General features: G+C 73.4%; 21 protein-coding genes. 10 read left to right on the top strand and 11 right to left on the bottom strand.

The genetic code is table 11. The annotated features are described in order from the left end of the window. The first annotated feature begins 218 nt into the window (after positions 1-218). Both ACIRQ7_RS12760 and ACIRQ7_RS12755 read left to right on the top strand, forming a co-directional pair. Positions 219-1,433, top strand: coding sequence for an aminotransferase class I/II-fold pyridoxal phosphate-dependent enzyme (locus ACIRQ7_RS12760; RefSeq protein ID WP_404262100.1), 1,215 nt, complete (start codon positions 219-221; stop codon positions 1,431-1,433). Between the two features lie 472 nt (positions 1,434-1,905). Continuing rightward, positions 1,906-2,931, top strand: a complete 1,026-nt coding sequence (locus ACIRQ7_RS12755; protein WP_404262322.1) for an MBL fold metallo-hydrolase — start codon at positions 1,906-1,908, stop codon at positions 2,929-2,931. 124 nt (positions 2,932-3,055) lie between these two features. Here ACIRQ7_RS12755 and ACIRQ7_RS12750 read toward each other — a convergent pair whose 3' ends face one another. Next, on the bottom strand, positions 3,056-3,694 hold the full coding sequence (locus ACIRQ7_RS12750; RefSeq protein WP_404262098.1) for a DedA family protein: 639 nt from the start codon (positions 3,692-3,694) through the stop codon (positions 3,056-3,058). Then, the gene (locus ACIRQ7_RS12745) at positions 3,691-4,473 is read right to left on the bottom strand and encodes an MBL fold metallo-hydrolase (RefSeq protein WP_404262097.1); all 783 of its coding nucleotides are present in this window, start codon (positions 4,471-4,473) and stop codon (positions 3,691-3,693) included. The genes ACIRQ7_RS12750 and ACIRQ7_RS12745 overlap by 4 nt, the downstream gene beginning before the upstream one ends. 262 nt (positions 4,474-4,735) lie before the next feature. Here ACIRQ7_RS12745 and ACIRQ7_RS12740 point away from each other — a divergent pair, with 262 nt between their 5' ends. Then, the gene (locus ACIRQ7_RS12740; RefSeq protein ID WP_404262096.1) at positions 4,736-6,847 is read left to right on the top strand and encodes a phage holin family protein; all 2,112 of its coding nucleotides are present in this window, start codon (positions 4,736-4,738) and stop codon (positions 6,845-6,847) included. Between the two features lie 86 nt (positions 6,848-6,933). After that, entirely contained in the window at positions 6,934-8,427 is a 1,494-nt protein-coding gene (locus ACIRQ7_RS12735) for an amino acid permease (RefSeq protein WP_404262094.1), read from the top strand. A 150-nt stretch (positions 8,428-8,577) separates the two neighbouring features. Here ACIRQ7_RS12735 and ACIRQ7_RS12730 read toward each other — a convergent pair whose 3' ends face one another. From ACIRQ7_RS12730 to ACIRQ7_RS12720, 3 genes are all read right to left on the bottom strand, one after another. Then, positions 8,578-9,672 (bottom strand): fatty acid desaturase family protein, encoded by a 1,095-nt coding sequence (locus tag ACIRQ7_RS12730; RefSeq protein ID WP_404262092.1) that lies wholly within the window; start codon positions 9,670-9,672, stop codon positions 8,578-8,580. 195 nt (positions 9,673-9,867) lie between these two features. Next, a complete protein-coding gene (locus ACIRQ7_RS12725; protein ID WP_404262090.1) occupies positions 9,868-10,716 on the bottom strand; it encodes a helix-turn-helix domain-containing protein in 849 nt (282 codons plus the stop codon). 52 nt (positions 10,717-10,768) lie between these two features. Then, complete coding sequence (locus tag ACIRQ7_RS12720; protein ID WP_404262089.1) at positions 10,769-11,698, bottom strand: YihY/virulence factor BrkB family protein; 930 nt, start codon at positions 11,696-11,698, stop codon at positions 10,769-10,771. A gap of 597 nt (positions 11,699-12,295) precedes the next feature. On the opposite strand from ACIRQ7_RS12720, the gene ACIRQ7_RS12715 reads away from it, so the two are divergent. From ACIRQ7_RS12715 to ACIRQ7_RS12695, 5 genes are read left to right on the top strand one after another with little or no spacing between them, the layout of a single operon-like run. Then, positions 12,296-13,621, top strand: a complete 1,326-nt coding sequence (locus tag ACIRQ7_RS12715) for an NAD(P)/FAD-dependent oxidoreductase (RefSeq protein ID WP_404262087.1) — start codon at positions 12,296-12,298, stop codon at positions 13,619-13,621. Continuing rightward, entirely contained in the window at positions 13,618-14,379 is a 762-nt protein-coding gene (locus ACIRQ7_RS12710) for a DUF1365 domain-containing protein (RefSeq protein ID WP_404262086.1), read from the top strand. The genes ACIRQ7_RS12715 and ACIRQ7_RS12710 overlap by 4 nt, the downstream gene beginning before the upstream one ends. Beyond that, positions 14,376-15,644, top strand: coding sequence for a class I SAM-dependent methyltransferase (locus tag ACIRQ7_RS12705; protein WP_404262084.1), 1,269 nt, complete (start codon positions 14,376-14,378; stop codon positions 15,642-15,644). Before ACIRQ7_RS12710 ends, ACIRQ7_RS12705 begins: the two co-directional genes overlap by 4 nt. Continuing rightward, positions 15,641-17,002, top strand: coding sequence for a class I SAM-dependent methyltransferase (locus tag ACIRQ7_RS12700; protein WP_404262083.1), 1,362 nt, complete (start codon positions 15,641-15,643; stop codon positions 17,000-17,002). The genes ACIRQ7_RS12705 and ACIRQ7_RS12700 overlap by 4 nt, the downstream gene beginning before the upstream one ends. Then, positions 16,999-17,820 (top strand): DUF1295 domain-containing protein, encoded by an 822-nt coding sequence (locus ACIRQ7_RS12695; protein WP_404262081.1) that lies wholly within the window; start codon positions 16,999-17,001, stop codon positions 17,818-17,820. Before ACIRQ7_RS12700 ends, ACIRQ7_RS12695 begins: the two co-directional genes overlap by 4 nt. 21 nt (positions 17,821-17,841) lie before the next feature. On the opposite strand, the gene ACIRQ7_RS12690 is transcribed toward ACIRQ7_RS12695, so the two are convergent. From ACIRQ7_RS12690 to ACIRQ7_RS12675, 4 genes are all read right to left on the bottom strand, one after another. Beyond that, a complete protein-coding gene (locus ACIRQ7_RS12690; RefSeq protein ID WP_404262079.1) occupies positions 17,842-19,221 on the bottom strand; it encodes a cryptochrome/photolyase family protein in 1,380 nt (459 codons plus the stop codon). A gap of 78 nt (positions 19,222-19,299) precedes the next feature. Then, positions 19,300-20,058, bottom strand: coding sequence for an anti-sigma factor domain-containing protein (locus ACIRQ7_RS12685; protein WP_404262077.1), 759 nt, complete (start codon positions 20,056-20,058; stop codon positions 19,300-19,302). Then, entirely contained in the window at positions 20,055-20,639 is a 585-nt protein-coding gene (locus ACIRQ7_RS12680) for a sigma-70 family RNA polymerase sigma factor (protein WP_401467174.1), read from the bottom strand. The genes ACIRQ7_RS12685 and ACIRQ7_RS12680 overlap by 4 nt, the downstream gene beginning before the upstream one ends. 162 nt (positions 20,640-20,801) lie before the next feature. After that, on the bottom strand, positions 20,802-21,884 hold the full coding sequence (locus ACIRQ7_RS12675; RefSeq protein WP_404262074.1) for a DUF1266 domain-containing protein: 1,083 nt from the start codon (positions 21,882-21,884) through the stop codon (positions 20,802-20,804). A gap of 104 nt (positions 21,885-21,988) precedes the next feature. Here ACIRQ7_RS12675 and ACIRQ7_RS12670 point away from each other — a divergent pair, with 104 nt between their 5' ends. Next, positions 21,989-23,056, top strand: a complete 1,068-nt coding sequence (locus ACIRQ7_RS12670) for a methyltransferase (protein ID WP_404262072.1) — start codon at positions 21,989-21,991, stop codon at positions 23,054-23,056. A gap of 92 nt (positions 23,057-23,148) precedes the next feature. Here the strand turns inward: ACIRQ7_RS12670 and ACIRQ7_RS12665 are convergent, their stop codons facing one another. Then, on the bottom strand, positions 23,149-23,988 hold the full coding sequence (locus ACIRQ7_RS12665) for an aldo/keto reductase (protein ID WP_404262071.1): 840 nt from the start codon (positions 23,986-23,988) through the stop codon (positions 23,149-23,151). Positions 23,989-24,200: 212 nt separating this feature from the next. Further along, entirely contained in the window at positions 24,201-26,027 is a 1,827-nt protein-coding gene (locus tag ACIRQ7_RS12660; protein ID WP_401467163.1) for an AMP-dependent synthetase/ligase, read from the bottom strand. Positions 26,028-26,234: the final 207 nt, after the last annotated feature.

The raw sequence follows: 26,234 nt of genomic DNA, 5'->3' as shown, positions 1-26,234 counted from the left end.
CGGCCGCCGGACCGTACAGGGTCGTACGGATGAGCGAGCGGGCGTCCCGTAAGGCCCGGCCGTGCCCCGTGGCGGGGCTCCATGGGGAGGTGTGCCCACCCCTCCGCTGACGTGTCGCCCGCGGTCGCCACCCCCGCGATCTGCAAAGGTGGACAAAGCCGCCCGAATGGTGTGATGGACCCACCATCGACCTGGCGTCGTGGAGTGTGGAGGTACGTATGCAGCGGACCGCCCCGGATCCGCAGCGGGAGCCCGGCCCCGACCTGCCGGTGGGCCTGCCGGTCCTCCCCGACCTCGCCGCACACCTCTCCGCCGCCGCGGGCCGCAGCGCACCGGAGCCGACCGGCGGATCCCCGCGGCTGCGCACCGCGGCCTGTGGCTACTGGGAGCGCCGCGGCCTTGTCACCGCCCCGGACCAGGTGCTCGCCGCGCCGGGGGCCCCGGCCCTGCTCCTCGCGCTGTACGCCGCGGCCGGCGGCGCCGTGCTGCTGCCGCGCCCCTGCTCCGAGTGGTACGCGCCGCCCGCCCGGCTCCTGGGGCTGCCGGTCCACCTGGTGCCCGTACCCGCCGAATCCGGCGGCGCACCCGACCCGTTCGCCCTGCTGGAGACCGTCCGCCGGGCCCGGATACAGGGCGACACACCACGGGTCCTGGTCCTGTCCGTCGCCGACGACCCGACCGGCACCTGCCCGCCGCCCGAGCAGCTGCACGAGGTCTGCGAGGCGGCGGCGGAGGAGGGCCTGTGGGTGATCAGCGACGAATCGCGCCGCGATCTGCTGCACGATCCGCACGACACCGTGGTGCTCAGCCCCGCCGAGATGCGGCCGGACGAGGTCGTGGTGCTGACCGACCTGCGGGTGACCCTGGCGCCCGCCTCCTGGCCCGCGGCGCTCGCCCGCTTCCCGATGACCCCGCCCGGCGCCGCCCTGCGGTCCGCGGCCCTGGACGCGCTGACCGCCCTGCGCAGTCCGCTGGCCGGGCCGCTCGCCTGCGCCGTCATCCACGCACTCCGCGAAGGGGAGGCCGTACGTGAGCGGACGGCCACCGCCGCCCGGGTGCACGGCACCCTCTCGGCGGCGCTCTACCGGACCCTCACGGCCGCCGGCGCGGTCTGCCGCCCGCCGCGCTCCGGCGGCCATCTCTACGCCGATTTCGACCCGCTGCGCCGGCCCCTGAACGCCCACGGAATCACCGAATCCCTCGCGCTGGAGCGGGAGTTGGCGCCGTGGGCGGCACGCGGCGGACACCGCTTCGGCGACGACCCCGGTGCACTGCGGGTCCGGCTGGGCAGTGACGCGCTGCTCGGCGCGGACATGCGGTTGCGGCAACGGGTCCTGGACGCCACCGACCCCCTCGAACTCCCGCACCTCACCGAGGCGTTGACGTCCCTGTCACGCGCGCTGGCGACACTCACCGCGCGGGCGGACGGCTGACCGACCCACCGACTGCCCGGCCCGCCGCCAGATGCCGCCGCCCCGCCCCAAAACCACCTCCGCACCACCCCGGAATCAGCTCCGCACCACCTCCGCATCCGCCCGTGTCCCGCCCGCTTCCGCCCTGGTTCTGTCCACCGAATGGAGCCCCTCGATGACCGAACAGACCGAGCGCTCCCTCGCCGAGCCCTCCCGTACCGACCCTCTCCCGCAACCCGATCAGACCGGCGCCGCCGACGGCGGGCAGACCGGCGCCGCACCGGCCGCCGCCGCGGCCACGGACGGCACGACCGGGGCCGATACCGCCGCGGCCACGGGCGACGGCGCGAGCGGCGGTACCCGCAGTGGTCCGGCGGCCGGCGCGAGCGGCACCGCGGTGGACGTCGAACCCGAACCCGAGCCCGAACCGGACGCCCGCGCGCCGCGCCCCGCCGCCGGCCTCCGCGGCCCGCTCGCCGCCGACCGCACCCCGGTGAACACCGGCACCCCCGTCCTCCCGCACGCCACCCCGCCGCCGCTCGGCGAACCGCGGCCCCTGGGCGAGACACGTACCTGGCCGCGGGACTTCACCGACCGGCTGACCGCACCACTGCCCGGTGTCCGCGCGCTGGCCCGGATCGCCAGGGACGGCAAGCTGCGGCCGGCCCCCGAGGCGCTCCGCGAAATCCAGGAACTCCCCTTCGCCCCGGGCCCGATGCCCGCCACCGACCTGACAACCGTCGCCCTCACCTGGGCGGGACACGCCAGCTGGATCATCCGGATCGGCGGCCTGACGGTCCTGACCGACCCGGTGTGGTCCCGCAAGATCCTCGGCACGCCCGCCCGGGTCACCCCCGTGGGCGTCCGCTGGGAGGACCTGCCGGACATCGACGCCGTCGTCATCAGCCACAACCACTACGACCACCTGGACGCACCGACCCTCAAACGGCTGCCGCGCGAGACGCCGCTGCTGCTCCCCGCCGGACTGGCGCCCTGGGCCCGCCGACGCGGCTTCACCCAGGTCACCGACCTCGACTGGTGGGAGGCCGTCGAACTGCCCGCCCCCGGCGGCCCGGTGCGCTTCGACTTCGTACCGGCCCACCACTGGAGCAAGCGGACCCTGACCGACACCTGCCGTTCCCTGTGGGGCGGCTGGGTGCTGACCGCGCCCGACGGGCGGCGGGTCCACTTCGCGGGGGACACCGGCTACGGCCACTGGTTCGAGGAGATCGGCCGCCGCTACGTCGGCATCGACCTGGCGCTGCTGCCCATCGGCGCGTACGACCCGCGGTGGATGCTGCGGCCGGTGCACACCGATCCGGAGGAGGCCGTCCGGGCCTGCCGGGACCTCGGCGCCCGGGTCCTGGTCCCGATGCACTGGTCGACGTTCCTGCTCTCCGCCGAGGCGCCCATGGAACCGCTGCACCGCGTCCGCGCGGCCTGGGCTGCCGCCGGCCGCCCGCGGGACGACCTCTGGGACCTGCCGGTCGGCGCCTCGCGCGTCCTGGGGGAGGGGTGACGGAACGTCAGGGGCCGGCCGCGCCATGACGTCGTCCTGCCGGCGGGCCGGAGGGCCGGAGGTGCTGCGAGGTTGGAGGTGCTGCGAGGCCGGAGGGGCTGCGAGGGCTCGCCCCGGGCGCGCCCTACGCCTCGCCGTTGCCTTCCTCCGCCGACCTGACGCGCCGCCACAGGGCGGGCGCCAGGCTGATCACCAGGGTGAGACCGACCGCCGCCGCCACGCCCTGCCACGGCTCGGGGAAGAGCGTGCCGCCCAGCAGGCCGATCAACTGATACGTCGCCGCCCAGGCCAGGCACGCCGGGATGTCGCCACGGACGAACCGGCGCAGCGGCATCGCCGACAGCAGGCACGCCAGCATGATCGGGATGCGCCCGGCCGGCACCAGCCGCGACAGCACCAGCACCAGCACGCCGTGCGCCCGCAGTCGCTGCTGTGCCTGCTCCAGCCGCTCCGGTGCGGCGCGTGCCCGCAGCCGCTCCAGCCAGCGGGAACCGCCCCTGGAACGGACGCCGCGCCGGCCGAGCCAGTACAGCCCCACATCGCCCAGGAACGCCGCGAACGAGGCGACACCGAAGACGATCAGCAGCGAGAACGGCGAGGTGTGATGGAAGGCCACCACCGCGGCCGAGCTGACCACCGCACCCGTCGGCACCACCGGCACCAAGGACCCCAGCACCACCAGCAGGAACAGCGACGGATAGCCCACCGCCTGCTGGGTGGACTCCGGCGGCACACTGCGCACCAGCTCACCGAGCGCGCTCATCGCGCGACCACCGGCCGTACCGACTCGCCGTGCACCGGGCGGTACACCGTCACCTTCGGTGCCAGCAGTGCGGCCTGACGCGCGAACTCCTGGCCGGGGGCGTGGAATTCATGCGGCCGGACGGCGTCCATCCCGATCGGCCAATAGGTGCCGTAGTGCACGGGGACCGCGCTCCCCGGCGCCAGCCGGGCCGCGGCCTGGGCCGCCCGCCGCGCGTTGAGATGGCCGTGCCCGAGGAACGGGCCCCACCCGCCCACCGGGAGCAGCGCCACATCGCACGGCCCGACCTCGTCGGCCATCGCGTCGAACAGCCCGGTGTCACCCGCGAAATACGTCCGCGCGCAGCCTTCCACGACATAGCCGAGCGCCGGCACCCGGTGCGGCCCGTACGGCAGCCGCCGTCCGTCGTGCGCCGCGTGCACCGCCCGTACGGTCACCGGGCCGGCCGAGGTCCGCCCGCCGGGCGCCAGCTCGGTGACCCGCAGCGCACGTGCCACGACCACCCGCCGCAGCCCCGGCACCGCGGCCATCGCCCCGCGCGGCACCACCAGCCGGGTCCCGGGCGCAAGGCGGGCCAGCGAGGCGGGGTGCAGATGGTCGGCGTGCAGATGGGAGACCAGCACGAGATCGGCGTCCGCGGCCTGGGGCGGGGGCAGCGCGCCCCGCCTGCGCCGCAGATGTGCCAGCCGGCGCACGAACAACGGGTCGGTCAGCACCCGTACCCCGGAGTCCTCGACCGTCACGGTGGCATGCCCCCACCAGGTGACCTCCACCGACACCGATGACCTCCTGGCCCGCCTCGTCGTACCGTCCGGACCGCCGCCGGTCCCGGCCGCGGTCCGTGGCCTGATCGCTTGTCCCGATACTCCACCATCCGCCCGGAAAAGCGGTCGCCGGGGCTGCGGGAGCCGACGGGCCGGCGTGGGGAACGGCCCGGGAACATCCTTCGCACACCCGGGCACAAGGCGTCGACCAGCCTCTTTGTGACACGCTGGACGCGGCCCGCGCGCCAGGCGCGGCCGGAGCGTGAGGTGGGACGGCGTGCGGACCGCGCGGTGGAAGACCCTGAGCGGCGCCCTGCTGAGGGTGCTCGCCGTCTGGGTGGTGTCGAGCCTGACCCTGCTGGTGCTCGCCGCCCTGCTGCCCGACTTCCGGCTGCAGTCCGCGGGCGGTGACAGCATCACCCGTACCGCATTCACCGCCGCCCTCGGCGCCGGCGCGTTCGGCCTGCTCAGCGCCCTGGTGTGGCCGGTACTCGTCCGGGCCCTGCTGCTGGTGCCGGCGCTCGTGCTCGGCCTGCTGGTGTTCTTCCTCAACGGATCGCTGCTGCTGCTCGCCCTCGGCCTGATACCCGAGGGGCGCGGACAGGCCGCCCCGGAGACCGCCGTGATCGTCGCGGCCGTGATGTCCGCGACCTCCTCGGCCACCTCCGCCTTCCTCGCGGTACGCAACGACGAGGCCTACCACCGCCGACTGGTCCGGCTCGCCGGGCGCCGCGGCCGACGGGCCCGCGCCCACCGTCCTACCACCCCCGGCACCGTCTTCCTCCAGCTCGACGGCCTCGGCCACGACCTGCTGCGGGACGCCACCCGTGGCGACCGGCCGCTGATGGAGACCGTCGCCGGCTGGATCGCCGACGGCCACCACCTCACCCCCTGGCGCACCGACTGGTCCAGCCAGACCGGCGCCAGCCAGCTCGGCATCCTGCACGGCAGCAACGAGGACCTGCCCGCCTTCCGCTGGTACGAGAAGGAGACCCGCTCCCTCATCGTCAGCAACCGGCCCAGCAGCGCCGCCGAACTCCAGCGCCGCGCCATCGAGCGCACCGGCGACGGCGGACTGCTCGCCTACGACGGCGCCAGCCGCGGCAACCTCTTCAGCGGCGGCGCCGACCAGGTCGCCCTGGTCATGTCGGTGGCCGCCCGGCGCGGCAGGTACAACCGCTCCCGCGCCGGCTACTTCGCGTATTTCTCCGACCCCGGCAACGCCGCGCGCACCGCCGTCTCCTTCGTCGCCGAGGTCGTGCGCGAGATCGTCCAGTCGCTGCGCAGCCGCTTCCGGCAGGAGCTGCCGCGCGTCAAACGGGGCGGCCTCTACCCCGTCATCCGGGCCTTCGCGACCGTCGTCGAACGCGATGTGGTGGTCGCCGCCGTCGTCGGCGACATGCTCGCCGGCCGCACCGCGGTCTACGCCGACCTCGTCGCCTACGACGAGGTCGCCCACCACTCGGGACCCGCGCACCGCGACACGCACCAGGTGCTGCGCAGCCTCGACCGGTCCCTCGCGCTGATCGCCAAGGCCGCCGGACACGCCTCGCGCCCGTACCGCATCGTGCTGCTCTCCGACCACGGCCAGAGCCACGGCGTGACGTTCCTGGAGCGCTACGGTCTGAGCCTGGGCGATCTCGTCCGCGCCGGTTGCGGACTGCCGGTGCCGCGGCGGGCCGGGCGGACCCGCAGCGGCGCCGAGGCCAGGGAGGCGGCGCGCGCCGCACTGCACCGCCCGGAGGGAATCGAGGGCACCAGCTCCTCACATCCCGTCGTGCTGGCCTCCGGCAACCTGGGCCTGGTGTCCTTCCCCGACGTACCCGGCCGGATCACCCGCGAGGAACTCGACCGCAGACACCCCGCACTGCTCGGCACTCTCACCAACCACCCCGGCATCGGATTCCTGCTCATCCGCTCCGCGGAACACGGCGCCGTGGTCCTCGGACCGGCGGGCGCCGAACACCACCTCGACACCGGACGGATCGTCGGCACCGACCCGCTCGCCGCCTTCGGGGACGGCGCGGCCGAAGCGGTACGCCGCACCGACCGCTTCCCGCACACCGCCGACCTCATGATCAACTCTGCCCACGACCCGCTGACCGGCGCCGTGCACGCCTTCGAGGAGCAGATCGGCTCGCACGGCGGACTGGGCGGCGCGCAGAGCCACCCCTTCCTGCTGTGGCCCGCCGAACTGACCCCGCCGACCCCGGACGGCAGCCCGCTCACCGGCGCCGAGCAGGTGCACCGGGTGCTGCGCCGCTGGCTGCGGGAAGCCGAAGGACCGCAGCAGCCCATCGGACCGGCGGCGGACGAACTGCGGCGCGAGACCGGCCCGCCCGGAGGTTTTGCGCCGCGCGGGCCCGCCGCACAGGACAAAACCCGCTGATTTTGGTGCGGGGACGCCGGTCGCCGACGATATTCGTCGCCCGGCAATCCCGGGTGCGCAGCGTACGACGAGAGGCCCACCACGCCATGCACGACCGGCACACCCGCCGCTTCGGTCTGGGAACCGCCACCGCCCTCGTGATGGGCAACATCATCGGGGGTGGCATCTTCCTGCTGCCCGCCTCGGTGGCCCCGTTCGGCACCGTCAGCCTCGTCGCCTTCGGCGTGCTGACCGTCGGCGCCCTCGCCCTCGCCCTGGTCTTCGGGCGCCTCGCCCGGCGCCACCCGGACACCGGAGGCCCCTACGTCTACGCGCGCGAGGCGTTCGGCGACTTCGCCGGGTTCCTCTCCGCCTGGTCGTACTGGACCATGACCTGGGTCAGCAACGCGGCGCTCGCGGTCGCCGCCGTCGGCTACGTCCATGTCCTCTTCCCCGGCCATGACTCGGGCGGCGTCGATCTCGCGGTGGCGCTCGGCGCGCTGTGGCTGCCCGCCCTCGCCAACTTCGCGGGCACCCGTTACGTCGGCGCGGTCCAGCTCGTCTCCACGGTCCTGAAGTTCGTGCCGCTGCTGTTCATCGCCGTCGTCGGGCTGTTCTTCTTCGACCCGGACAACCTCGGCGGCTTCAACGAGACCGGCGGCAGCGCGGTCGGCGGCATGTCCGCGGCGGCCGCGATCCTGCTCTACAGCTATGTCGGTGTGGAGTCCGCGGCGATGAGCGCGGGCGAGGTGCGCGACCCGGAGCGGAACGTCGGCCGGGCCACCGTCCTCGGCACCCTCGGCGCCGCCGTCGTCTACCTCCTGGGCACCCTCGCCGTCTTCGGCACCGTCACGCACGACAAGCTGGTCGACTCCAAGGCGCCCTTCTCCGACGCGGTGAACGCGATGTTCGGCGGGCACTGGGGCGGCACCGTCATCGCCGGTGCCGCCGTCATCTCGATCGTCGGCGCGCTCAACGGCTGGACCCTGATGAGTGCCCAGTCGCCGTACGCCGCCGCCAAGGACGGGCTGTTCCCGGCCGCCTTCCTCACCAAGCGGCGCGGGGTGCCCACCTTCGGTGTGCTGGCCGCGGCGGTGCTGGCCAGCGCCCTGACGGTGATCAACTACCTGACCGGGGCGGGTGGCGTCTTCGAGATCCTGGTGCTGATCACCACCTTCTCGGCGACCGTCCCCTACCTCCTCGCCGCCGGCGCGCAGATCTACTTCCTGCTCACCGGCCGCCGCGACAAGGTCCGCCCGGCCCGCTTCGCCCGCGACCTGACGCTGGCCCTGGTCGCCTTCGGCTTCACCTTCTGGCTCGTCGCGGGCGCCGGCTACGCCGCGATCTACCAGGGCGTGCTGTTCCTCTTCGCCGGCATCCTCGTCTACGTGTGGATGGCGGCCCGGCGCACGGTGCGGGACGGTTCGGAGGGCGAACAGGACGCCGAGGATCTGGCTGCCGCTGACGCCGCCGACGCCGTCCCGGGCACGGCCACGGCAGCCCCCGACGCCGACGCCGACGCCGATGCCGACTCCGACCGCGTCGATGCCGAGCCTGCCGTCGACGCGCCGAAGGGAACGGCGCCGACCGCAGCGAAGTGAGCTGACCGGGGGCGCCGCAACCCGACGACGGCTGACGGCGGCTGCTCACGGCGGCCTCGGCACGCCACCGGCAGCCGCGGACCGCCCCGGCGGCCACCGATGTCACCGAACGGCAGTCCGTCACCGCTGCCCGTCGCCGCTGCCCGTCCGTCACCCCTCTCCGGCCGCCGCCCCGCGGCGCAGGGGTGCGCCGACCCGATGGAGATGGCGCAGCGCCTCCGCGTACGAACGGATCAGCCCGGTCTCGTGATACGGGACGCCGATCTCGGCGCAGTACGCGCGCACGATCACCTGGGCGTGCCGCAGGTGCGGGGTCGGCATGTTCGGGAAGAGGTGGTGCTCGATCTGGTAGTTGAGCCCGCCGAGGACGACATCGGTGACCGGGCCACCACGGACATTGCGTGAGGTCAGCACCTGGCGGCGCAGGAAGTCCGGCCGGTCGTCGCCGGTCAGGGTGGGCATGCCCTTGTGGTTGGGCGCGAACGTGGAGCCGAGGTAGAGGCCGAACACCGCCTGGTGGACGAAGAGGAAGACCAGCGCCTTTCCGGGCGGCAGGACCAGGAACAGCGCACCCAGATACGCCGCGACATGGGTCAGCAGCAGCGCCGCCTCGGTGCCCCGGCGCTTCATCCCCCTCGGCAGGAGCGCCCGGACGCTCGACACATGGAGGTTGAAGCCCTCCAGCGTGAGCAGCGGGAAGAACAGCTGCGCCTGATAGCGGCCCAGGACGCGGGGCAGTCCCTTCGCGGCCCGCGCCTGGTCCTGCGACCACACGAGGATGTCCGGCACGACATCCGGATCGAGCTCTTCGTGGTTGGGGTTGGCGTGGTGGCGGGTGTGCTTGTTCATCCACCAGCCGTACGACATCCCGATGCCGAGGTTGGCGAACAGCCGGCCGCCGATCTCACTGGGGCGGCGGGTGCGGAACACCTGTATATGCGCCAAGTCGTGGGCCACCAGGGCGATCTGCCCGAACACGAAGGCCAGGAACACGGCGGCCCCCAGCTGCCACCAGGTGTCGCCGAGCGCGAAGAACGCCGCCCAGCCACCGGCGAACGCCAGCGTCACGAGCGACAGCCGCACGGTGTAGTAGCCGGGCCGCCGCCGTTGCAGCCCCGCCGCCACGACGCGACGGGACAGCCGCGCGAAGTCGCTGCCGGAGGCCGTCGCGTCCGAGGCGGGTGAGGCGGCGGGGGAGGGGGCCGGCGCGGCGGGTGGAGAGGGGGACCGAAGGCTCGTCGTCATGCGGTCGAGTCTTCTTCCCCGGCCACGCCGCCGACAGCCTGCCGTCCCCCGAACCACCAGGGGGCCTCCCGGCTCGCCGATGGGGGGTTGGCTGCACCATGGCTCCCTCACCCTGGGTCACTCACCAGGAGCACCCCGCTGCTCTCTTGCGGCCTCTCGTGAGCTCTTGTGACCTCTTGGGACGCCTGGCGCCCGCTACCGCACCGCGTTCCACAACGCGGCGGCCGTTTCCGGGTCGGCGGGCAGGAAGGCTTCCACCGCCAGCTCGGAAACGGTCACATCCATCGGGGTGTTGAAGGTGGCGATCGTCGACAGGAACGACAGCACGGTCCCGCGATGCTCGATCATCATCGGCAGCGCGAAGGGGGCGGCGGAGTGCGCGGGGGAGTGGGCGGGGACGGCGCCAGGGGCCGCCGGGTCCCGGTCACCTCCGCTCCCGGGTACGGGGTAGCCGCTCACCTCGTCGTAGAGCGCGCGCAGCGGCGCGGACCGCAACAGCGCCAACTGCCGTTCCATCTGGGCGAGAAGATGGCCGCGCCACTCCGCGAAGTTGCGGATGCGCGGTGCCAGGCCCGCCGGATGCAGGGTGATCCGCATGCTGTTCAGGGGCGGTTGCAGCAGGGCCGGGTCGACGCCCTCCAGCAGCAGGGCGACGCCCCGGTTGGCCGCCCGCACGTCGTACCGGCCGTCCAGCACCAGCGCCGGGAACGGTTCGTAGCCGGTCAGCAGCTGCTCCATACCGGCCCGCAGCGCGTCCATCGACGGATCGTCCAGCGGCGTCTCCGGATATGCCGGCGCGTAACCGGCCGCGATCAGCAGGGCGTTGCGCTCCCGTACGGGGACGTCGAGGTGTTCGGCGAGCCGCAGCACCATCTCCTGGCTGGGCCGGGAGCGGCCGGTCTCGATGAAGCTGATGTGCCGGGCGGAGGAACCGGCCCGCAGCGCCAGCTCCAGCTGGCTCACCCGCCGCCGGTCCCGCCATTCCCGCAACAGCGCTCCCACACCCGTGGCCCTAGGCGGAAGCGGCGTGGCGGCAGTCGTCATGGGACGGACGGTAGCCGACCCGCGCCCCCGCACCGCGACGCGCGCCGCACCCTCAGTCCTCGGGAGTCTTCACCTCGCGGCCCGCGCGGAGCAGTTCCACGTTGAACTGGGCGCCGGACAGCAGCGACAGGTGGGAGAACCACAGCCAGATCAGGAACACCACCGGCCCGGCCAGCGAACCGTAGAGGCGGTTGAAGGTGCCGACGTACGAGGTGTAGGCCGCGAATCCCGCCGAGGACACCAGCCACAGCAGCACCGCGAGCACGCCGCCGGGCGCCGCCCGCCGCACCCCGCGGGACGTCGGCGGCCCCGAACGGAACAGCACCATCGCCAGCACGGCGGCCAGCAGGAGCAGCAGCGGCCACTTCAGCAGATTCCAGGTGGCCTCGCCCGCCTCGCCGAGACCGAGGCCCCGGCCGAGGGCGTTCGCGATCGGCCCGCTCACCAGCAGGGCCACCGCGCTGCTGATCAGCAGCGCCATGAGCAGCAGCGCCGTCACCAGGATGCGCGGTGCCTTCCGCCACGGCGGTCGGTCGTCCTTCGTGCGGTGCATGGCGTGCAGCGCCCGCCGGAACACCGCGAGATAGCTGCACGAGGACCACAACGCGCTGCCCAGCGCGCCCGCCATGACCACCCAGGCGGCGGTGCGCTGATGCGCCATGCCGATCAGTGCGCGGCGCACCGTTTCGCCGGATCCGGCCGGGGCGATCGACGCGAGGTGGTTGATGAGTTGCTCGGTGGCCGCGGGGTCGGCGAGGCCGATCAGCGACACCGTGACGATGAGGGACGGCAGCAGCGCCAGCACGGAGTAGTACGTCAGGCTCGCCGCCCAGTCCGTCACATCGTCGTTCCACACGGACAGCGGCGTACGGCGCAGAGCGGTGCGGCACTGGGCCAGGGTCGGCAGGGCCGTGTGCGCGGGCCGGGCGGCCGGTTCGGCGGTCTGCGAGGGGGCGGAGGGCGGAACGGCGTCAGCGGACACGGTGCTCTCCCTCCACCGCGACCCGCGGCCGTAGGCCGGCAGGCCTCCGGTGGGGGCCGCTGCTGCGCCGCGCCCCGGCCGGCGGCCCGTACGGGGCACCGCGGAGCGCGGCGGGTACAGCAGACGGGTCGGCGTCCGGCCGGACGCTCGGGCGGGCACCGGGGCGGTCCGGCCGGCCGCTGAGCCGGGTCCGTATCCCGTGCACCCCGCCCGGTGCCGGCAGTGTCCGGTCCGGCCCGCGGCGCCTCCCGCTCCCGCCCATGTCGTGCCCGTCCTCTCCGTAGTGGTGCCGTTGCGTTGCGTACGGGTCCGGGCGCGCCCCGTCCCGTACGCAGGGGTATGCATCATCTCCCGCCGCCGCGGACTTACTCCCGGCGGGAGGGATCCGGTGGGCCCGGGCGGTCCGGATGACCTGCCCGGGATCCCACCCGCGGGGCCGTCCCACGGATCCCGCCCGCCCCGCCGGCCCATGGACCGCACCCGCCGCCCCGTTTCCGGTCCGTCCCCCTCCCGACCAATCCGCCCGTCCCCCGGCTCCGAATAGCAGGTAAGGGCGGCGTGCGGAGCGTCGGCCACAGGTGCGAGGAGGGATCGGGGATGCGGCAGCGCAGCGTCGCGGTGATCGGCAGCGGAGTGGCGGGGCTGACGGCCGCCTACGCCCTGAGCACGGCGCGCGACGTCACGCTCTACGAGGCGGACGGCCGGCTCGGCGGGCACGCGCACACCCACGACGTGACCGGCGCCGACGGCCGGGTGACCTCCGTCGACAGCGGCTTCATCGTGCACAACCGCCGCACCTACCCCCACCTCCTGCGGCTCTTCGACGAACTGGACGTGCCGACGCAGGAATCCGAGATGAGCATGTCGGTGCGCTGCGAGGGCTGCGGACTGGAGTACGCGGGCGCCCGCGGCCTCACCGGACTCTTCGCCCGGCCGGGCAACGCGCTGCGCCCCCGCTACCTGCGGATGCTCACCGAGGTGGCCGCCTTCCACCGCGCTGCCCGCGCCCTGCTCGCCGCGAGCCCGGACGGCGCCGGCGACGATGCCGGACAGGACACCGGCGACGAGCGGCCGCATGACCTCACCCTCGGCGCATTCCTGCGCCGCGGCCGCTTCTCCGCCTATTTCACGGCGCACTTCATGACGCCCGTGGTCTCCGCCGTCTGGTCCTGCGCCCCGGACACCGCCCTGCACTACCCCGCCCGCTATCTGTTCCGCTTCCTCGACCACCACGGCATGCTCGGGGTCACCGGCTCCCCGACCTGGCGCACCGTCACCGGCGGCTCGCGCACCTACGTCGAGCGGGTCGCCAAGCAACTGCACGCGGTCCGCACCCACACCGCCGTACGGGCCGTGCGGCGGCAGGCGGCCGGCGACGGTGCCGGGGCGGCCGCGGAGATCACCGCCGAGGACGGCAGCACCGACCGTTACGACGCGGTCGTGCTGGCCGTCCACCCCGACCAGGCGCTCGCCATGCTGGCGGACCCGACCGACGCCGAACGCCAGGTCCTCGGCGCCTTCCGCTACTCGCGCAACCCCACGCTGCTGCACACCGACACCGCGCCGCTGCCCCGCAGCCGCGGCGCCGCCGCCTCCTGGAACTACCTGATGCCGTCCTGCGACACCCCCGCCGCCCAGGTGCGGGTCAGCTACGACATGAACCGGCTGATGCGCCTGGACACGGCCGAACGCCACGTCGTCACCCTGAACGGCGCCGACCGGATCGACCCCGACCGGGTGCTGGCCCGGATGGTCTACGAACACCCCGTCTTCACGCCCGAGTCGGTGGCCGCCCAGCGGCGCCTGCCCGGCCTCAACGGCCCGGTCACCGCGTACGCCGGCGCCTATCACGGCTGGGGCTTCCACGAGGACGGCTGCCGCTCCGGGGTGGCGGCGGCCGCCGCGCTGGGGGTGGACTGGTGAACGTCCGCGGCCGTACCCGCACCAGGGGGCTGCGCGATGCCGCGCTGTACGAGTGCGAGGTGGCGCATGTGCGCACCGCCCCCCTGCGGCACGCCTTCCGCCACCGCACCTACCTCTGGCTCATCGACCTCGACGACGTGCCCCGGCTGGCCTTCCCGCTCCGTCTGCTGGCCCGCTTCGACCCGCGCGACCACTTCGCCGGCACCGCCCCCACGCTGCGCGCCGGACTGACCCGCTGGCTGGCCGCGCAGGGCGTCGACCTCGACGGCGGCCGGGTGCGGATGCTCACCCACGCCCGCGTCCTGGGGTACGTCTTCAACCCGCTCACCCTCTACTGGTGCGACGACCGCGACGGCACCCCGCGCTGCGTGGTCGCCGAGGTGCACAACACCTACGGCGAGCGGCACTGCTATCTGCTGCGCCCCGGCGACGACGACACCGCCCGCGTCGCCAAGGACTTCTACGTCTCGCCGTTCTTCCCGGTGGACGGCCGCTACCGGATGCGCCTGCCCGAGCCCGCCGAACGGCTGCGGCTCACGGTCCATCTGGAACGGGCCGGAGGGCGGCCGTTCACGGCGACCGTGCACGGCGAGCGGCGCCCGGCCGCCCTCCGCGCACTGCTCGGCGCGGCCGCCCGCCACCCGTGGGCCACCGCCGTGGTCTCCGCCCGCATCCGCACCCAGGGCATCCGACTGTTCCTGCGCGGGCTGCCCGTGCAGCCGCGCCCCCGTCACCGACCCCAGGAGGGAATGGAGTGACTACGTCCGTCTCCCGTCAACCCGCCGTGTCCACCCCCGCCGTGGACCCCGGCACTTGGCCCGACGTGGCATCCGTGCCGCGCTGCTCGGCGCTGCGCGCGGCTGTCGCCGAACGGGTCGTCCGGCATGCCCTGATCCGGCTGCCGCTGACCGCCCGTCTCCCGTCCGGCGAGATACTCGGCGCCGGCGGTCCGCTGCTCGAACTCCGCGATCCCGGAGCCTTCTACCGCCGGATCGGCGCGGACGGTCTCATCGGATTCGGCGAGTCGTACATGGCCCGCGAATGGGAGGCCGAGGACCTGGTGGGGGTGCTGGCCGTACTGGCCGGGCACGCCGCCACGATGATCCCCGCACCGCTCCAGAGGCTGCGCGGTGCCTGGGCGCGCCGGCAGCCCGCGGAACGCCGCAACACCCCCGACGGCTCGCGCAGGAACATCGCGCACCACTACGACCTGTCCAACGATCTCTTCGGGCTCTTCCTCGACGACACCCTCAGCTACTCCTCGGCGATCTTCCCCGAACTCCCCGCCCGGCAGGGCGACATCGTCGCAGGCCAGCACCGCAAGATCGACCGGATGCTGGACCTCGCCGGCGTCGGCCCCGGCACCCGGCTGCTGGAGATCGGCACCGGCTGGGGCGAACTCGCCCTGCGGGCCGCCGGTCGCGGCGCGCACGTCGTCACGGTCACCCTCTCCGCGGAGCAGCGCGACCTCGCCGGGCAACGCATCCGCGAGGCGGGCCGCGAGGACGCCGTCACCGTCCGGCTGTGCGACTACCGGCAGGTCGAGGGCTCCTACGACGCCATCGTCAGCGTCGAGATGATCGAGGCCGTCGGCGCGGACCACTGGCCGCAGTACTTCACCACCCTGGAGCGGCTGCTGGCCCCCGGTGGGCGGGTCGCGCTCCAGGCGATCACCATGCCGCATGACCGGATGCTCGCCACCCGCCACACCTACACCTGGATCCAGAAGTACATCTTCCCGGGCGGCTTCCTGCCCTCCGTCACGGCGATCGAACAGTGCGCCGCGCGGCACACCGGGCTCCGCGTCACCGAACGCGCCGGATTCGGCGGGCACTACGCGGAAACCCTGCGGCTGTGGCGCGCACGCTGCACCGAACGCGGCGCGGAAATCGGCCGGTTGGGCTTCGACACCACCTTCCGCAGAATGTGGGACTTCTACCTCGCGTACTCCGAGGCCGGGTTCCGCGCCCGCTATCTCGACGTCCAGCAGATCCTGCTGACGGGGAACGAGGCCACCGCATGACCGCCGTCGCCGACCGCATCGTCCCGGTCGTACGCACCCTCCTCGGAGGCCGGCTGCCGGTGCGGCTGCGCGCCTGGGACGGCAGCGAGGCCGGGCCGCCCGACGGCCCGGTCGTCATTCTGCGCCACCGCCGCGCGCTGCGCCGGCTCCTCTGGCAGCCCGACGAACTCGGCCTGGCCCAGGCGTACATCAGCGGCGACCTGGACGTCGAGGGCGACCTCGGCACGGCACTGGGCGCCGCCTGGCGCGCACTGCGTGCGGACGGCGGACCGGCCGGCGGCGGCCCCGCCCGCATCGGCCCGTCCGACGCCCTCGGCGCGCTGGGCACCGCCCTCCGCCTCGGCGTCATCGGCCCCCGGCCGCCGGCTCCCGGGGAGCCCGCGCGGCTGGCCGGCGCCCTGCACTCCAAGAGCCGCGACCGCGCCGCCATCAGCCACCACTACGACCTGTCCAACGCCTTCTACGCGCTGCTTCTCGACCCGTCGATGGCCTACTCGTGCGCCTACTGGACCCAGGACGCCCGGCAGAACGGCCAGGCGGGGCAGAAGCCGGACTACGGCCTCGCCGACGCCCAGCGCGACAAGCTCGAACTGATCTGCCGCAAACTCGCCCTGCGGCCCGGCGCCCGCCTCCTGGACATCGGCTGCGGCTGGGGCTCCCTCAGCCTCTACGCCGCCGAACATCACGGCGCCCACGTCACCGCCGTCACTCTCGCCCGCGAGCAACGCGACCATGTACGCGAGCAGATCCAGGCCCGCAGCCTGACGGACCGCGTCACCGTCGAACTGCGCGACTACCGCGACCTGACGCAAGGCCCCGGCCAGGAACCGTACGACGCGGTCTCCACCATCGAGATGGGCGAACACGTCGGCGACGCCGAATACCCCGGCTTCGCCGCCACCCTGCACCGGATGCTGCGCCCGCGCGGCCGCGCCCTGGTGCAGCAGATGTCCCGCGGAGCCAACGCCCCCGGTGGCGGCGCGTTCATCGAGACCTACATCGCGCCCGACATGCACATGCGCCCCCTCGGGGAGACGATCGGCCTGCTCACCGGCGCCGGCCTGGAGGTGCGCTCCGCCGAATCGCTGCGCGAGCATTACGTACGGACCGTGGCCGCCTGGCACCGCACCCTTGAGGAGCGCTGGGACGACGTCGTCGCGATGGTGGGTCCGGCGACCGCCCGCGTATGGCGGCTCTATCTGGTCGGCGGGGCGCTGGCGTTCGCCGAACGCCGGATGGGCGTCGACCAGATCCTCGCCGTACGGCCCGGCGCCGACGGCGGCAGCGGGATGCCGGCCACCCCGCACGACTGGTACGCCACGGCAGGGACCGGCACGGCCGGAGGCGGCAGCCCGTGAACGGCTTCCTGTGGGACGGCTTCGCCGTCAACCTCGCCGTCGCGGCGGGCGCGGCGCTCACCGTCATGCTGGTCACCTTCGCCCTCGCGCTCGCGAAGGGCGTGCACCGCATCGTCGACGTGGCCTGGGGCGTCGGCTTCGCCGCCGTGGCGCTCGCCTCGTACGCGCTCTCCGGTGCGGCCGACGGCCCCGACCCGGCGCGCCGGGCACTGATCGCCGCACTCACGGTCGTCTGGGGCCTGCGGCTGGCCGCGCACATCGCCCGGCGCGGCCGCGGCCACGGCGAGGACCCGCGCTACGCACGGATGCTCGCCCGCGCCCCCGGCAGCCCCCGCTGGTACGCACTGCGCAAGGTCTACCTCCTCCAGGGCGCCCTGGTGTGGCTGGTCTCGCTGCCCGTCCAGGCGGCCTGCTACGTCACCGGCGCCCTCGGCCCGCTCGCGCTCGCCGGGGCGGCCCTCTGGCTGCTCGGCCTCAGCTTCGAAGCCGTCGGTGACCACCAGCTCGCCCGCTTCAAGGCCGACCCGGCGCACCGGGGCGCCCTCATGGACCGCGGGCTGTGGTCCTGGACCCGGCACCCCAACTACTTCGGTGACTTCTGTGTCTGGTGGGGGCTGTATCTGATCGCCGCCGAGCAGTGGCAGGCCGCCGCGGTCAGTGTCGTGGCGCCGCTCGTGATGTCCGCACTGCTGACCGTCGGCAGCGGTATGCGTCTGCTGGAGGCGCATATGGCCGACCGCCCGGGATTCGCCGCCTACCGGGCCCGCACGAGCGGCTTCTTCCCGCTGCCGCCGAAGAAGGACGCGGGGAAAGCGTAGGCGCCGGGCCCGTCGTGCGGATCAGGTCAGGCCGCGCGCCCGCCGGAAGCGTGCGAGCCCGTCCGTCAGTCCCACCAGCGGCTCCGGATAGTCGTACGCCGCCCGCTCGGCGGCGGGCAGCTTCCACGGCTGGTGCACCGCCGTCCCCGCCAGACCGGCCAGCTCCGGGACCCAGCGCCGTACGTAGTCGCCGCGCGGATCGAAGCGCCGGGCCTGGACGAGCGGATTCAGCACCCGGTTGGGCCGCGAGTCCGTCCCGGTGCCCGCCACCCACTGCCAGTTGAGCTGGTTGTTCGCCATATCGCCGTCCACCAGCATATCCAGGAAATGCCGCGCGCCCACCCGCCAGTCCACATACAGCGTCTTCGTCAGAAAGCTCGCCACCAGCATCCGCGCGCGGTTGTGCATCCAGCCCTCCTGCTGCAGCTGCCGCATCGCCGCGTCCACCACCGGATAGCCGGTACGGCCCGCCTTCCAGGCCGCGACCCCGGCAGTGTCCTGCCGCCAGTGGTCGTCCTTGGTGCGGTAGTCGGCCCCCGCCGCGTCCGGACGCGCGGCCAGCACCTGGTGATGGAAGTCCCGCCAGGCCAGCTGCCGCACGAACGCCTGGGCCCCGGCATCCGTACGGCCCGAGGCGCGATGCACGGTCTCCACCGGCGACAGGCACCCGAAGTGCAGATACGGCGACAGGCGCGAGGTGGCGTCGTCGGCCATGTCGTCGTGCCGGTCCTGGTAGTCGGCCATGCCCGACCGCTGCCAGGCCGCGAAGAGGCGGCGCCCCGCCCGCTCACCGCCCTCGGGCAGCGACGGCGACGGCTCGCCACCGGGAGCGAGCACCCCGGCCGACGGCACGTCCTCGGAAGCCACCTCCTGCGGCACCGGCACCGAGCGCGGCGCGGACCGCACCGCCCGCAGCCCCTCGGCCTGCCAGCGCCGGAAGTACGGGGTGAAGACCGCGAAGTGGTCCTTGCCGGTCCCCGACGGCACCACGGCGCCCGGCGGCACCGCCGTGATCACCGCGTCGTGCACCACCAGCGACCGGCCCGTCTCCGCCAGCGCCGCGCCCAACCGCCGCTCCCGGCCCAGCGCATAGCGGCTCACACCGCCCGCGAGATGCACCTCCCCGGCCCCCGCCTCGGCCGCCACCCGGCAGGTCTCGGCGACGACCTCTCCCGTACGGACCACCAGCCGGCCACCGCGCCCCCGCAGCGCGGCATCGAGATCGGCCAGCGCACCGGCCAGGAACGCCGCCCGGTTGGGGACCGCGAACCCGGCGTCCGCGACACCGGAGTCCACGACGAACAGGGGCACCACCCGCGCCGCCGACCGCAGCGCGGCCCGCAGCACCGGCTGGTCGTGCACCCGCAGATCGGAGGTGAACAGACAGACCGCCACGTCCATGCTTTTCCTTGCGCCGAGTGGAATGGAGTCACACCGAGTGGTACCGGGTCGGGCCGCGCCGCGGCGAGCGGCAACGCCTCACGCCGCGGAGAAATTCATCAGCGCGATCGGTGTCGTCGTGGGCTGTTTCGAGCCACCCGCCGGCTCCACCGTCACTCCCATCCCCGACGCCTTCCCGACGGGACCGTCCATCAGCACCGCCGCGTCCGACCGGTTCTGATCGAGCAGACCGGCGGGCCGCATCCTGCCGTTGTCGCTGAACCACAGCTGATAGACCTTGCCGTCCGCGGGCCGCGGCAGACCGGACGCCAGGAACGCGGCCCGGCCCTGACTGCGGGAGACCACCACCGTGCCGGTCGCGCCGCTCCCGACCTTGCCCGTCGTCGCCCTGGCATCGGGCGCGGCGAGCACCCGTGTGACCGCGTCGGCCTGCCGCGCGGCCTGCTGGGCCTGGGCGCGGGCGTCCTCCGCCTGGTCGTGCTGCCAGAGAGCGATCCCGCCGAACGCGGCGGCCGCAGCCAGACAGGCCGCCAGCACCATCCGCGGCAGCCGGCGCGCCCGGCCCACCGAGCCGCCACCCCGCCGGTCCCCGCGTGTCACCTTCGGCGGCTCCTGGCGCACCGTCGCGATCCGGCGCAGCACCTGCTGCCGCATCTCCGGCGGTGGCACCAGCGCGGTCGCGAGCCCCAACCGCTCGGCGGTGGCGGCCAGTTCCCGCACCTCCTGCGTGCAGGCCGTACAGGCCAGCAGGTGACGCTCGAACTCCCTGGCCTCTTCCCCGTGCAGCGCGTTGACGGCGTAGGCGCCCGTCAGCGTGTGCAGTTCGGCGGCGGTCATGCGCTCACCCCCAAGCAGTCGCGCAGCCGGATGAGTCCGTCGCGCAGTCGTGTCTTGACCGTTCCGAGCGGCACCGTCAGCAGCTCCGCCACCTCCCGGTAGGTCAGGCCCTTGTAATACGCCAACGTGACCGACTGGCGCTGCAATTCGGTGAGCGTCCGCATACAGCGCCGCACCTGCTCGCGCTCCAGCCGGGCCTCCACCTGCTCCGTCACCTCGTCGAACGCGGGAGTCTGGTCCAGCAGCGCCGCCCGCCGCTCACGGTCGGCGGCCGACTGCGCCGAACGCACCCGGTCCACCGCCCGGCGGTGGGCCAGGGTCAGCACCCAGTTGGTCGCCGACCCTCGCTCCGGCCGGAAGTGCGCCGCCGTGCGCCAGACCTCCACGAGTACCTCCTGAGCCACTTCCTCCGACTGCGCCGGATCCCGCAGCACCGACCGCACCAGGCCGAGGACAGGGCCCGCCACGGCGTCGTAGACCGGCCCGAAGGCCTCCTGATCGCCGCGGGCGACCCGGCCCAGCAGCTCCTCGAGATCGGGGCCGCGCTCTCCCGGGCTGCCGATCCGTACGGGTTCTCTCACCGGGCGGTCCTCCTGGATGCCGTGTGTGCCGAGTGTGCCCTGTGTCCGCACAGGCCTTCGTAATGATTCGGAGCCGACGGGCGGATGGATGGGTCGGCGGCCGCATTATTTCCCGGCAGATGAGGGGCGGCGGGACCGCGGGCGGCGCGCCGCCGCGTGCCGTCAGGCGAACGGCAGGCCGCGCCACGGCGAGGCGGGGTCCTGGGTGAGGACCCGGTGGATGTGCACCGCCTCCGCGTACGGCGGCCCGAACCAGCCATTGTCGAAGGCCAGCATGCGGCCCAGTGCGTAGCCGGCGGCGAACTCCTCCCATGAGGAGTACACCTCCTTGGCCCGCGCCCCGGCCCGCTGGACGGCCTGCTCGGCCTGCGGCGGCGCGCACAACCGGGCGCCCAGGCCCCAGCGGGCGAGGTTCACCGCATGGGCGAGGTCCAGCGCGAGGAGCGAGACCACCGCGCCGTCCGGGGGCAGCAGCCCGTCCGCGCGAAACCGCTCCTCGTAGCGGCCGACCAGCTCCGGCAGCTCGGGCGCCGGGTCCCCGGCGGGTGCCTTGTCGCTTCCGGTCGGTGTCTCTTCGCCCCCGGAGGCGGCGCGGGCGCGCAGCGCCGCCTCGGTCTCCGCCGGCACGAACTGACCGCCCAGCAGCTGGTCGAGCCGCTGCTGCCAGCTGGCGGGATCGAACACCGACCACTGCTCGCGCAGCGTCGCGGCGTCCGTGGCGTGGTCGAGGAAGGCGGTGCCCAGCTCGTTCCACGGCACGCTGTGGTGCACCGCGATCGGCGCACCGCACGCCAGGCCGTGCGCGGACGGCCCGTGCAGCGGGCCGCCGAAGTGCGTGCTGAGCAGGCCGCCCGGCCGCTCACCGAGCTGTGCGCCGATCCGCGTCCAGGCGGCGCGGTGCGCGGGTGAGGCGACCAGTTGGGCGGCACACGGGGTTCCCGGATTGACCGCGAGCTGCCATGTGTCGTTCGGCCAGTCCTGTGCCAGATCGTCGAGCGAGACCCGGTCGAAAAACTGCTGTGGCTGCCACGGCGGCAGGATGCCGCGAGTCAGGACGGGAATGCACTTACCGCCGGTCCTGGGGTCGTCGAAGACGGGCAGCGGGTCCTGGCCCTGCTGCGGCACCGCCAGATACAAATCCTCGCCGGCGATCGCCGTGACCTGTCCGTCCCAGTCGCCACGAGCCGCCGCTTCGTACAGCCGCCGTTCCGTCTCGGTCGGCGGAATCCATCCCGGAGTACTCACAAGCCCAGACCTTACGGTGCCCAAAGGGGCAGGTGGGATTCAGGGGGTTGCCGAACCGGCAAGGAAGATTGCCTGAGAACGACCCGTATCGGAGGCTCGACCCCATGAGCAATCACGATCACCGAGGACACGGGCAGACCACCACGCCCACCGCCCACGCGCCCGGGTCGGCGCCCGCCCGCGCAACAGGCCAGGGGCACCGGCACAGCCATGAGCACAGCCATGCGCAGAGCCATGAGCACGGCCACGACACCGGCCACCCCGACTGGGAGACCCTCGGCCCGCTCCTCGAACAGGGCGCCGAGGTCCAGACGCCGTTCTTCGAACAGGCCGCGGTGTGGCTGCGTGAACTGCTCGCCGACGCGGACACGGACACCGCCATCGGGCCCGGCCCCCACACCGCCACCGGCCCCGCCGTCGGTGCCGCGATGGCCGCCGGCCGGGTCCGCCGGGTGCTCGACATCGGCAGCGGCCCCGGCGTCACCACCTGCCTGCTGGCACAGGCATTCCCCGAAGCCGAGGTCGTCGCGGTCGACGCGACCGCCGCCCTCCTGGAGCGCACCCGCGTCCGCGCCGCCCGCCTGGGACTGGGCGACCGGATCCACACCCACCTCGCCGAACTCCCCGACGGACTCGACGCGCTCGGTGGCGCCGATCTCATCTGGTCCAGCAAGGCGCTGCACCACATCGGTGACCAGCGCGGCGCGGTGTCCGACCTCGCCGGCCATCTGCGGCCCGGCGGCCTGCTCGCCGTGTCCGAGGGCGGCCTCAATCCCCGCTTCCTGCCGCGCGACATCGGCATCGGCCGCCCGGGACTGCAGACCCGTCTCGACGCGTTGCTGGAGGAAGGGTTCACCGAGATGCGTGCCGCGCTGCCCGACGCCGTGACCGCCGTCGAGGACTGGCCCGCCTTCCTCGCCGACGCCGGTCTGCGCACCCCGCGCACCCGCAGCTTCCTGCTGGACCTGCCGGCCCCGCTGTCCGCCGCCGCGCGCGACTACGTCCTCGCCGGTCTCGCCCGCAGCCTCGACCGGTTCAGCGACCAGCTGGACCAGGACGACCTCACCACCCTCGCCCGCCTCACCGACCCCGATGACGCCGCCGGGATCAGCCGCCGCCCCGACGTGTTCCTGCTCTCGGCACAGACCGTCCACACCGCCCGCGCCCAGTAGCCGCCGCGATCCATCGGGGCCATGGGGCCGTGGGGCCGGGGACAGCACGACGCCGCCGCTCCGTCGAGGGAGCGGCGGCGTCGTGGGTGGGCTCAGATGTCGAAGGTGTCCGGGTCCGGGCCCAGGCGGGTGCCGTTGTTGAGGCCGGCGACCGCTGCCAGGTCGGAGTCGTCCAACGCGAAGTCGAAGACGTCGATGTTCGCGGCGATGCGCGAGGGGGTGACGGACTTCGGGATGACCACGTTGCCGGTCTGCAGATGCCAGCGCAGCACGATCTGGGCCGCGGTCTTGCCGTGCTTCTCGGCGAGCTTCGCGAGGGTCGGGTCCTCCAGGAGGCCCTTGCCCTGGCCGAGCGGGGACCACGCCTCGGTGGCGATGCCGTGCTCGGCGTGGAAGGCGCGGAGTTCGGGCTGCGCGAAATTCGGGTGCAGTTCGATCTGGTTGACCGCGGGCACGACCGACGTCTCGTCGAGGAGCCGGCGCAGGTGGGCGGGCTGGAAGTTCGAGACGCCGATGGCCTTGGCACGGCCGCTCTTGGCGATCGCCTCGAAGGTGCGCCAGATCGACAGGTAGTCGTCGCGCACGGCGCGCGGCCAGTGGATGAGGTAGAGGTCGACGTACTCCAGGCCGAGCTTGGTCAGGGAGCTGTCGAACTCGCGCAGGACGCTGTCGGGCGTCCACGTCTCATCCTTGCCGTTCCAGAGCTTGGTCGTGACGAACAGGTCGTCACGGGCGATGCCCGAAGCGGCGAGGGCCTTCCCCGTGCCCTCTTCATTGCCGTAGATCGCTGCGGTGTCGATGCTGCGGTAGCCCGCGTCCAGGGCGTGACCGACGGCGCTGAATGCCTCGTCGTCGGGGACCTGCCAGACGCCGAATCCGAGCTGCGGCATCGCGGTGCCGTTGTTGAGCGTGATGGAAGGGACCTTGCTCACGGGGGATTCGATCCTTACGTCGACTTTCGTGGTTCTCGTGTGTCAACGATCTTCCGCGCCCGTGCATTCCCGCACCTGGCGGTCGGATTCCGTGAGCCGGCGGGCGGTTGTCCTGTGCATGGGTGAAGAGAGGCGGGCGGGCCGGGGCGCAGCGCCCGGGTGGAAGCCCGTGCGCTGCGCGGGCGTGCCCCGGTCCGTCGTGTGCCCCGTCCTCAGGCCTGGTACAGCGCGTCCACCTCGACCGAGTACGCGCCCTCGATCGCCTTCCGCTTGAGCTTCAGGGACGGCGTCAGCAGCCCGTGCTCCTCGCTGAACTGGTTGGCCAGTATCCGGAATGTCCGGATCGACTCCGCCTGCGAGACCAAGGTGTTGGCGGCGACGACAGCCCGCCGGATCTCGGTCTCCAGGTCCGGGTCGCGCACCAGGTCCGTCGTCGGCATCTCCGGCTTGCCGCGCATGGTGAGCCAGTGCGCGACGGCCTCGGGGTCCAGCGTCACCAGCGCGGCGATGAACGGCCGGTCGTTGCCGACCACGATGCACTGCGCGACCAGCGGATGGGCCCGCACCCGCTCCTCCAGGCCCACCGGCGAGACGCTCTTGCCGCCGGAGGTGACCAGGATCTCCTTCTTCCGGCCGGTGATCGTCAGATAGCCGTCCTCGTCGAGGGCGCCCAGGTCACCGGTGGCGAACCAGCCGTCGTGCAGCACCGCGTCGGTCGACTTGGGGTCGTTGTGGTAGCCCTGGAAGACCTGCCCGCCGTACAGCCAGATCTCGCTGTCCTCCGCGATGTGCACCGTGGTGCCGGGCACCGGAGTGCCGACGGTGCCGAAGCGGGTCCGTTCGGGCGGGTTGGCGGTGGCGGCCGCGGTGCTCTCCGTCAGGCCGTAGCCCTCGAAGATCCGCACCCCGGCGCCGGCGAAGAACAGCCCGAGCCGGCGTTCCATCGCCGAGCCGCCGGACATCGCATGCCGCACACGGCCGCCCATGGCCGTACGGACCTTGCTGTAGACGAGCTTGTCGAAGATCTGATGCTGCATCCGCAGTGCGGCGCTGGGGCCGGAGCCGATGCCGAACGCCTTGTTCTCCTGCGCCTCGGCATACCGCACCGCGATGGCGACGGCCTTGTCGAACGGCCCCTCCTTGCCCTCCGTCTGCGCCTTCCGCCGGGACGCCGCGAAGACCTTCTCGAAGATGTACGGCACCGCGAGGATGAAGGTGGGCTGGAAGGACTGCAGGTCGGGCAGGAGCGCTCGGGCCGCCAGCTCGGGCTGGTGGCCCAGCTTGACCCGGCCGCGGATCGCGGCGACCTGCACCATCCGCCCGAAGACATGCGCGAGCGGCAGGAAGAGCAGGGTCGACGCCTCGTCGCCGGGCTTCGAGGTGAAGACCGTCTCGTAGCGCATGACCATGTTGTCGGCCTCGGCCATGAAATTGGCGTGCGTGATGACGCAGCCCTTGGGGCGGCCGGTGGTGCCCGAGGTGTAGATGATCGTCGCGGTGGCGTCGGGGGTGACGGCCATCCGGTGACGGTGCACGACATCGTCCTCGATATGCGCACCGGCGGCGGTCAGTTCGGCCACCGGGTCGGCGTCCAGCTGCCACAGCTTGCGCAGCTGCGGGAGCCGGTCGATGACCGAGCCGATGGTCATTGCGTGGTCCTCGTGCTCGACCAGGCACGCCGAGACGTCGGCGTTGTGCAGCATCCAGAAGACCTGCTCGGCCGACGACGTCGGATACAGCGGCACGGACTGCGCGCCGACGGACCACAGCGCGAAGTCGAACAGCGTCCACTCATAGCGGGTCCGCGACATGATGCCGACCCGGTCTCCGAACCGGACGCCTTGCGCGAGCAGGCCCTTGGCCAGCGCGATGACCTCGTCACGGAACTCGCCCGAGGTGATGTTCTGCCAGTTTCCCTCGTCGTCCTTACGCGCGAGGGCGACCCGTCCGGGGTCGGATTCGGCATGATCGTAGATGGCGTCCGCCAGCCCGCCGACCCGGGGCGCGGTCGCCAAAGGCGGGACGGTGAACTCGCGCAATGACCCAGCTCCTAGTGGTGCTCCTCACAGGGCCGCGACCGTACCCCAAGGCGACGATATGCGGGAGTGCCCTACCACGCTCTGGACCTGGTGGCACGGGAACTGGCCAAGTGGCGAAATCGGGCTACTTCGGAGAAGCGTGGACATGATCCGGCCTCTTGGGCGCCGAACGATCACGTTGCCGGGACCGTATCTGCACCAAATCTC

The organism is Streptomyces sp. NPDC101393, assembly GCF_044767385.1.
Classification (GTDB): domain Bacteria; phylum Actinomycetota; class Actinomycetes; order Streptomycetales; family Streptomycetaceae; genus Streptomyces.
The sequence above is the reverse complement of the archived record's forward strand: the minus strand, read 5'-3'. Positions and strand labels throughout refer to the sequence as shown.

Coding starts and splice junctions, on each gene's coding strand:
- ACIRQ7_RS12725 (WP_404262090.1), bottom strand. CDS start 10,716: ATGACGACTGCCGCCACGCCGCTTCCGCCTAGGGCCACGGGTGTGGGA.
- ACIRQ7_RS12690 (WP_404262079.1), bottom strand. CDS start 19,221: ATGGACGTGGCGGTCTGTCTGTTCACCTCCGATCTGCGGGTGCACGAC.
- ACIRQ7_RS12700 (WP_404262083.1), top strand. CDS start 15,641: ATGACCGCCGTCGCCGACCGCATCGTCCCGGTCGTACGCACCCTCCTC.
- ACIRQ7_RS12735 (WP_404262094.1), top strand. CDS start 6,934: ATGCACGACCGGCACACCCGCCGCTTCGGTCTGGGAACCGCCACCGCC.
- ACIRQ7_RS12670 (WP_404262072.1), top strand. CDS start 21,989: ATGAGCAATCACGATCACCGAGGACACGGGCAGACCACCACGCCCACC.
- ACIRQ7_RS12715 (WP_404262087.1), top strand. CDS start 12,296: ATGCGGCAGCGCAGCGTCGCGGTGATCGGCAGCGGAGTGGCGGGGCTG.
- ACIRQ7_RS12685 (WP_404262077.1), bottom strand. CDS start 20,058: ATGACCGCCGCCGAACTGCACACGCTGACGGGCGCCTACGCCGTCAAC.
- ACIRQ7_RS12760 (WP_404262100.1), top strand. CDS start 219: ATGCAGCGGACCGCCCCGGATCCGCAGCGGGAGCCCGGCCCCGACCTG.
- ACIRQ7_RS12730 (WP_404262092.1), bottom strand. CDS start 9,672: ATGACGACGAGCCTTCGGTCCCCCTCTCCACCCGCCGCGCCGGCCCCC.
- ACIRQ7_RS12750 (WP_404262098.1), bottom strand. CDS start 3,694: ATGAGCGCGCTCGGTGAGCTGGTGCGCAGTGTGCCGCCGGAGTCCACC.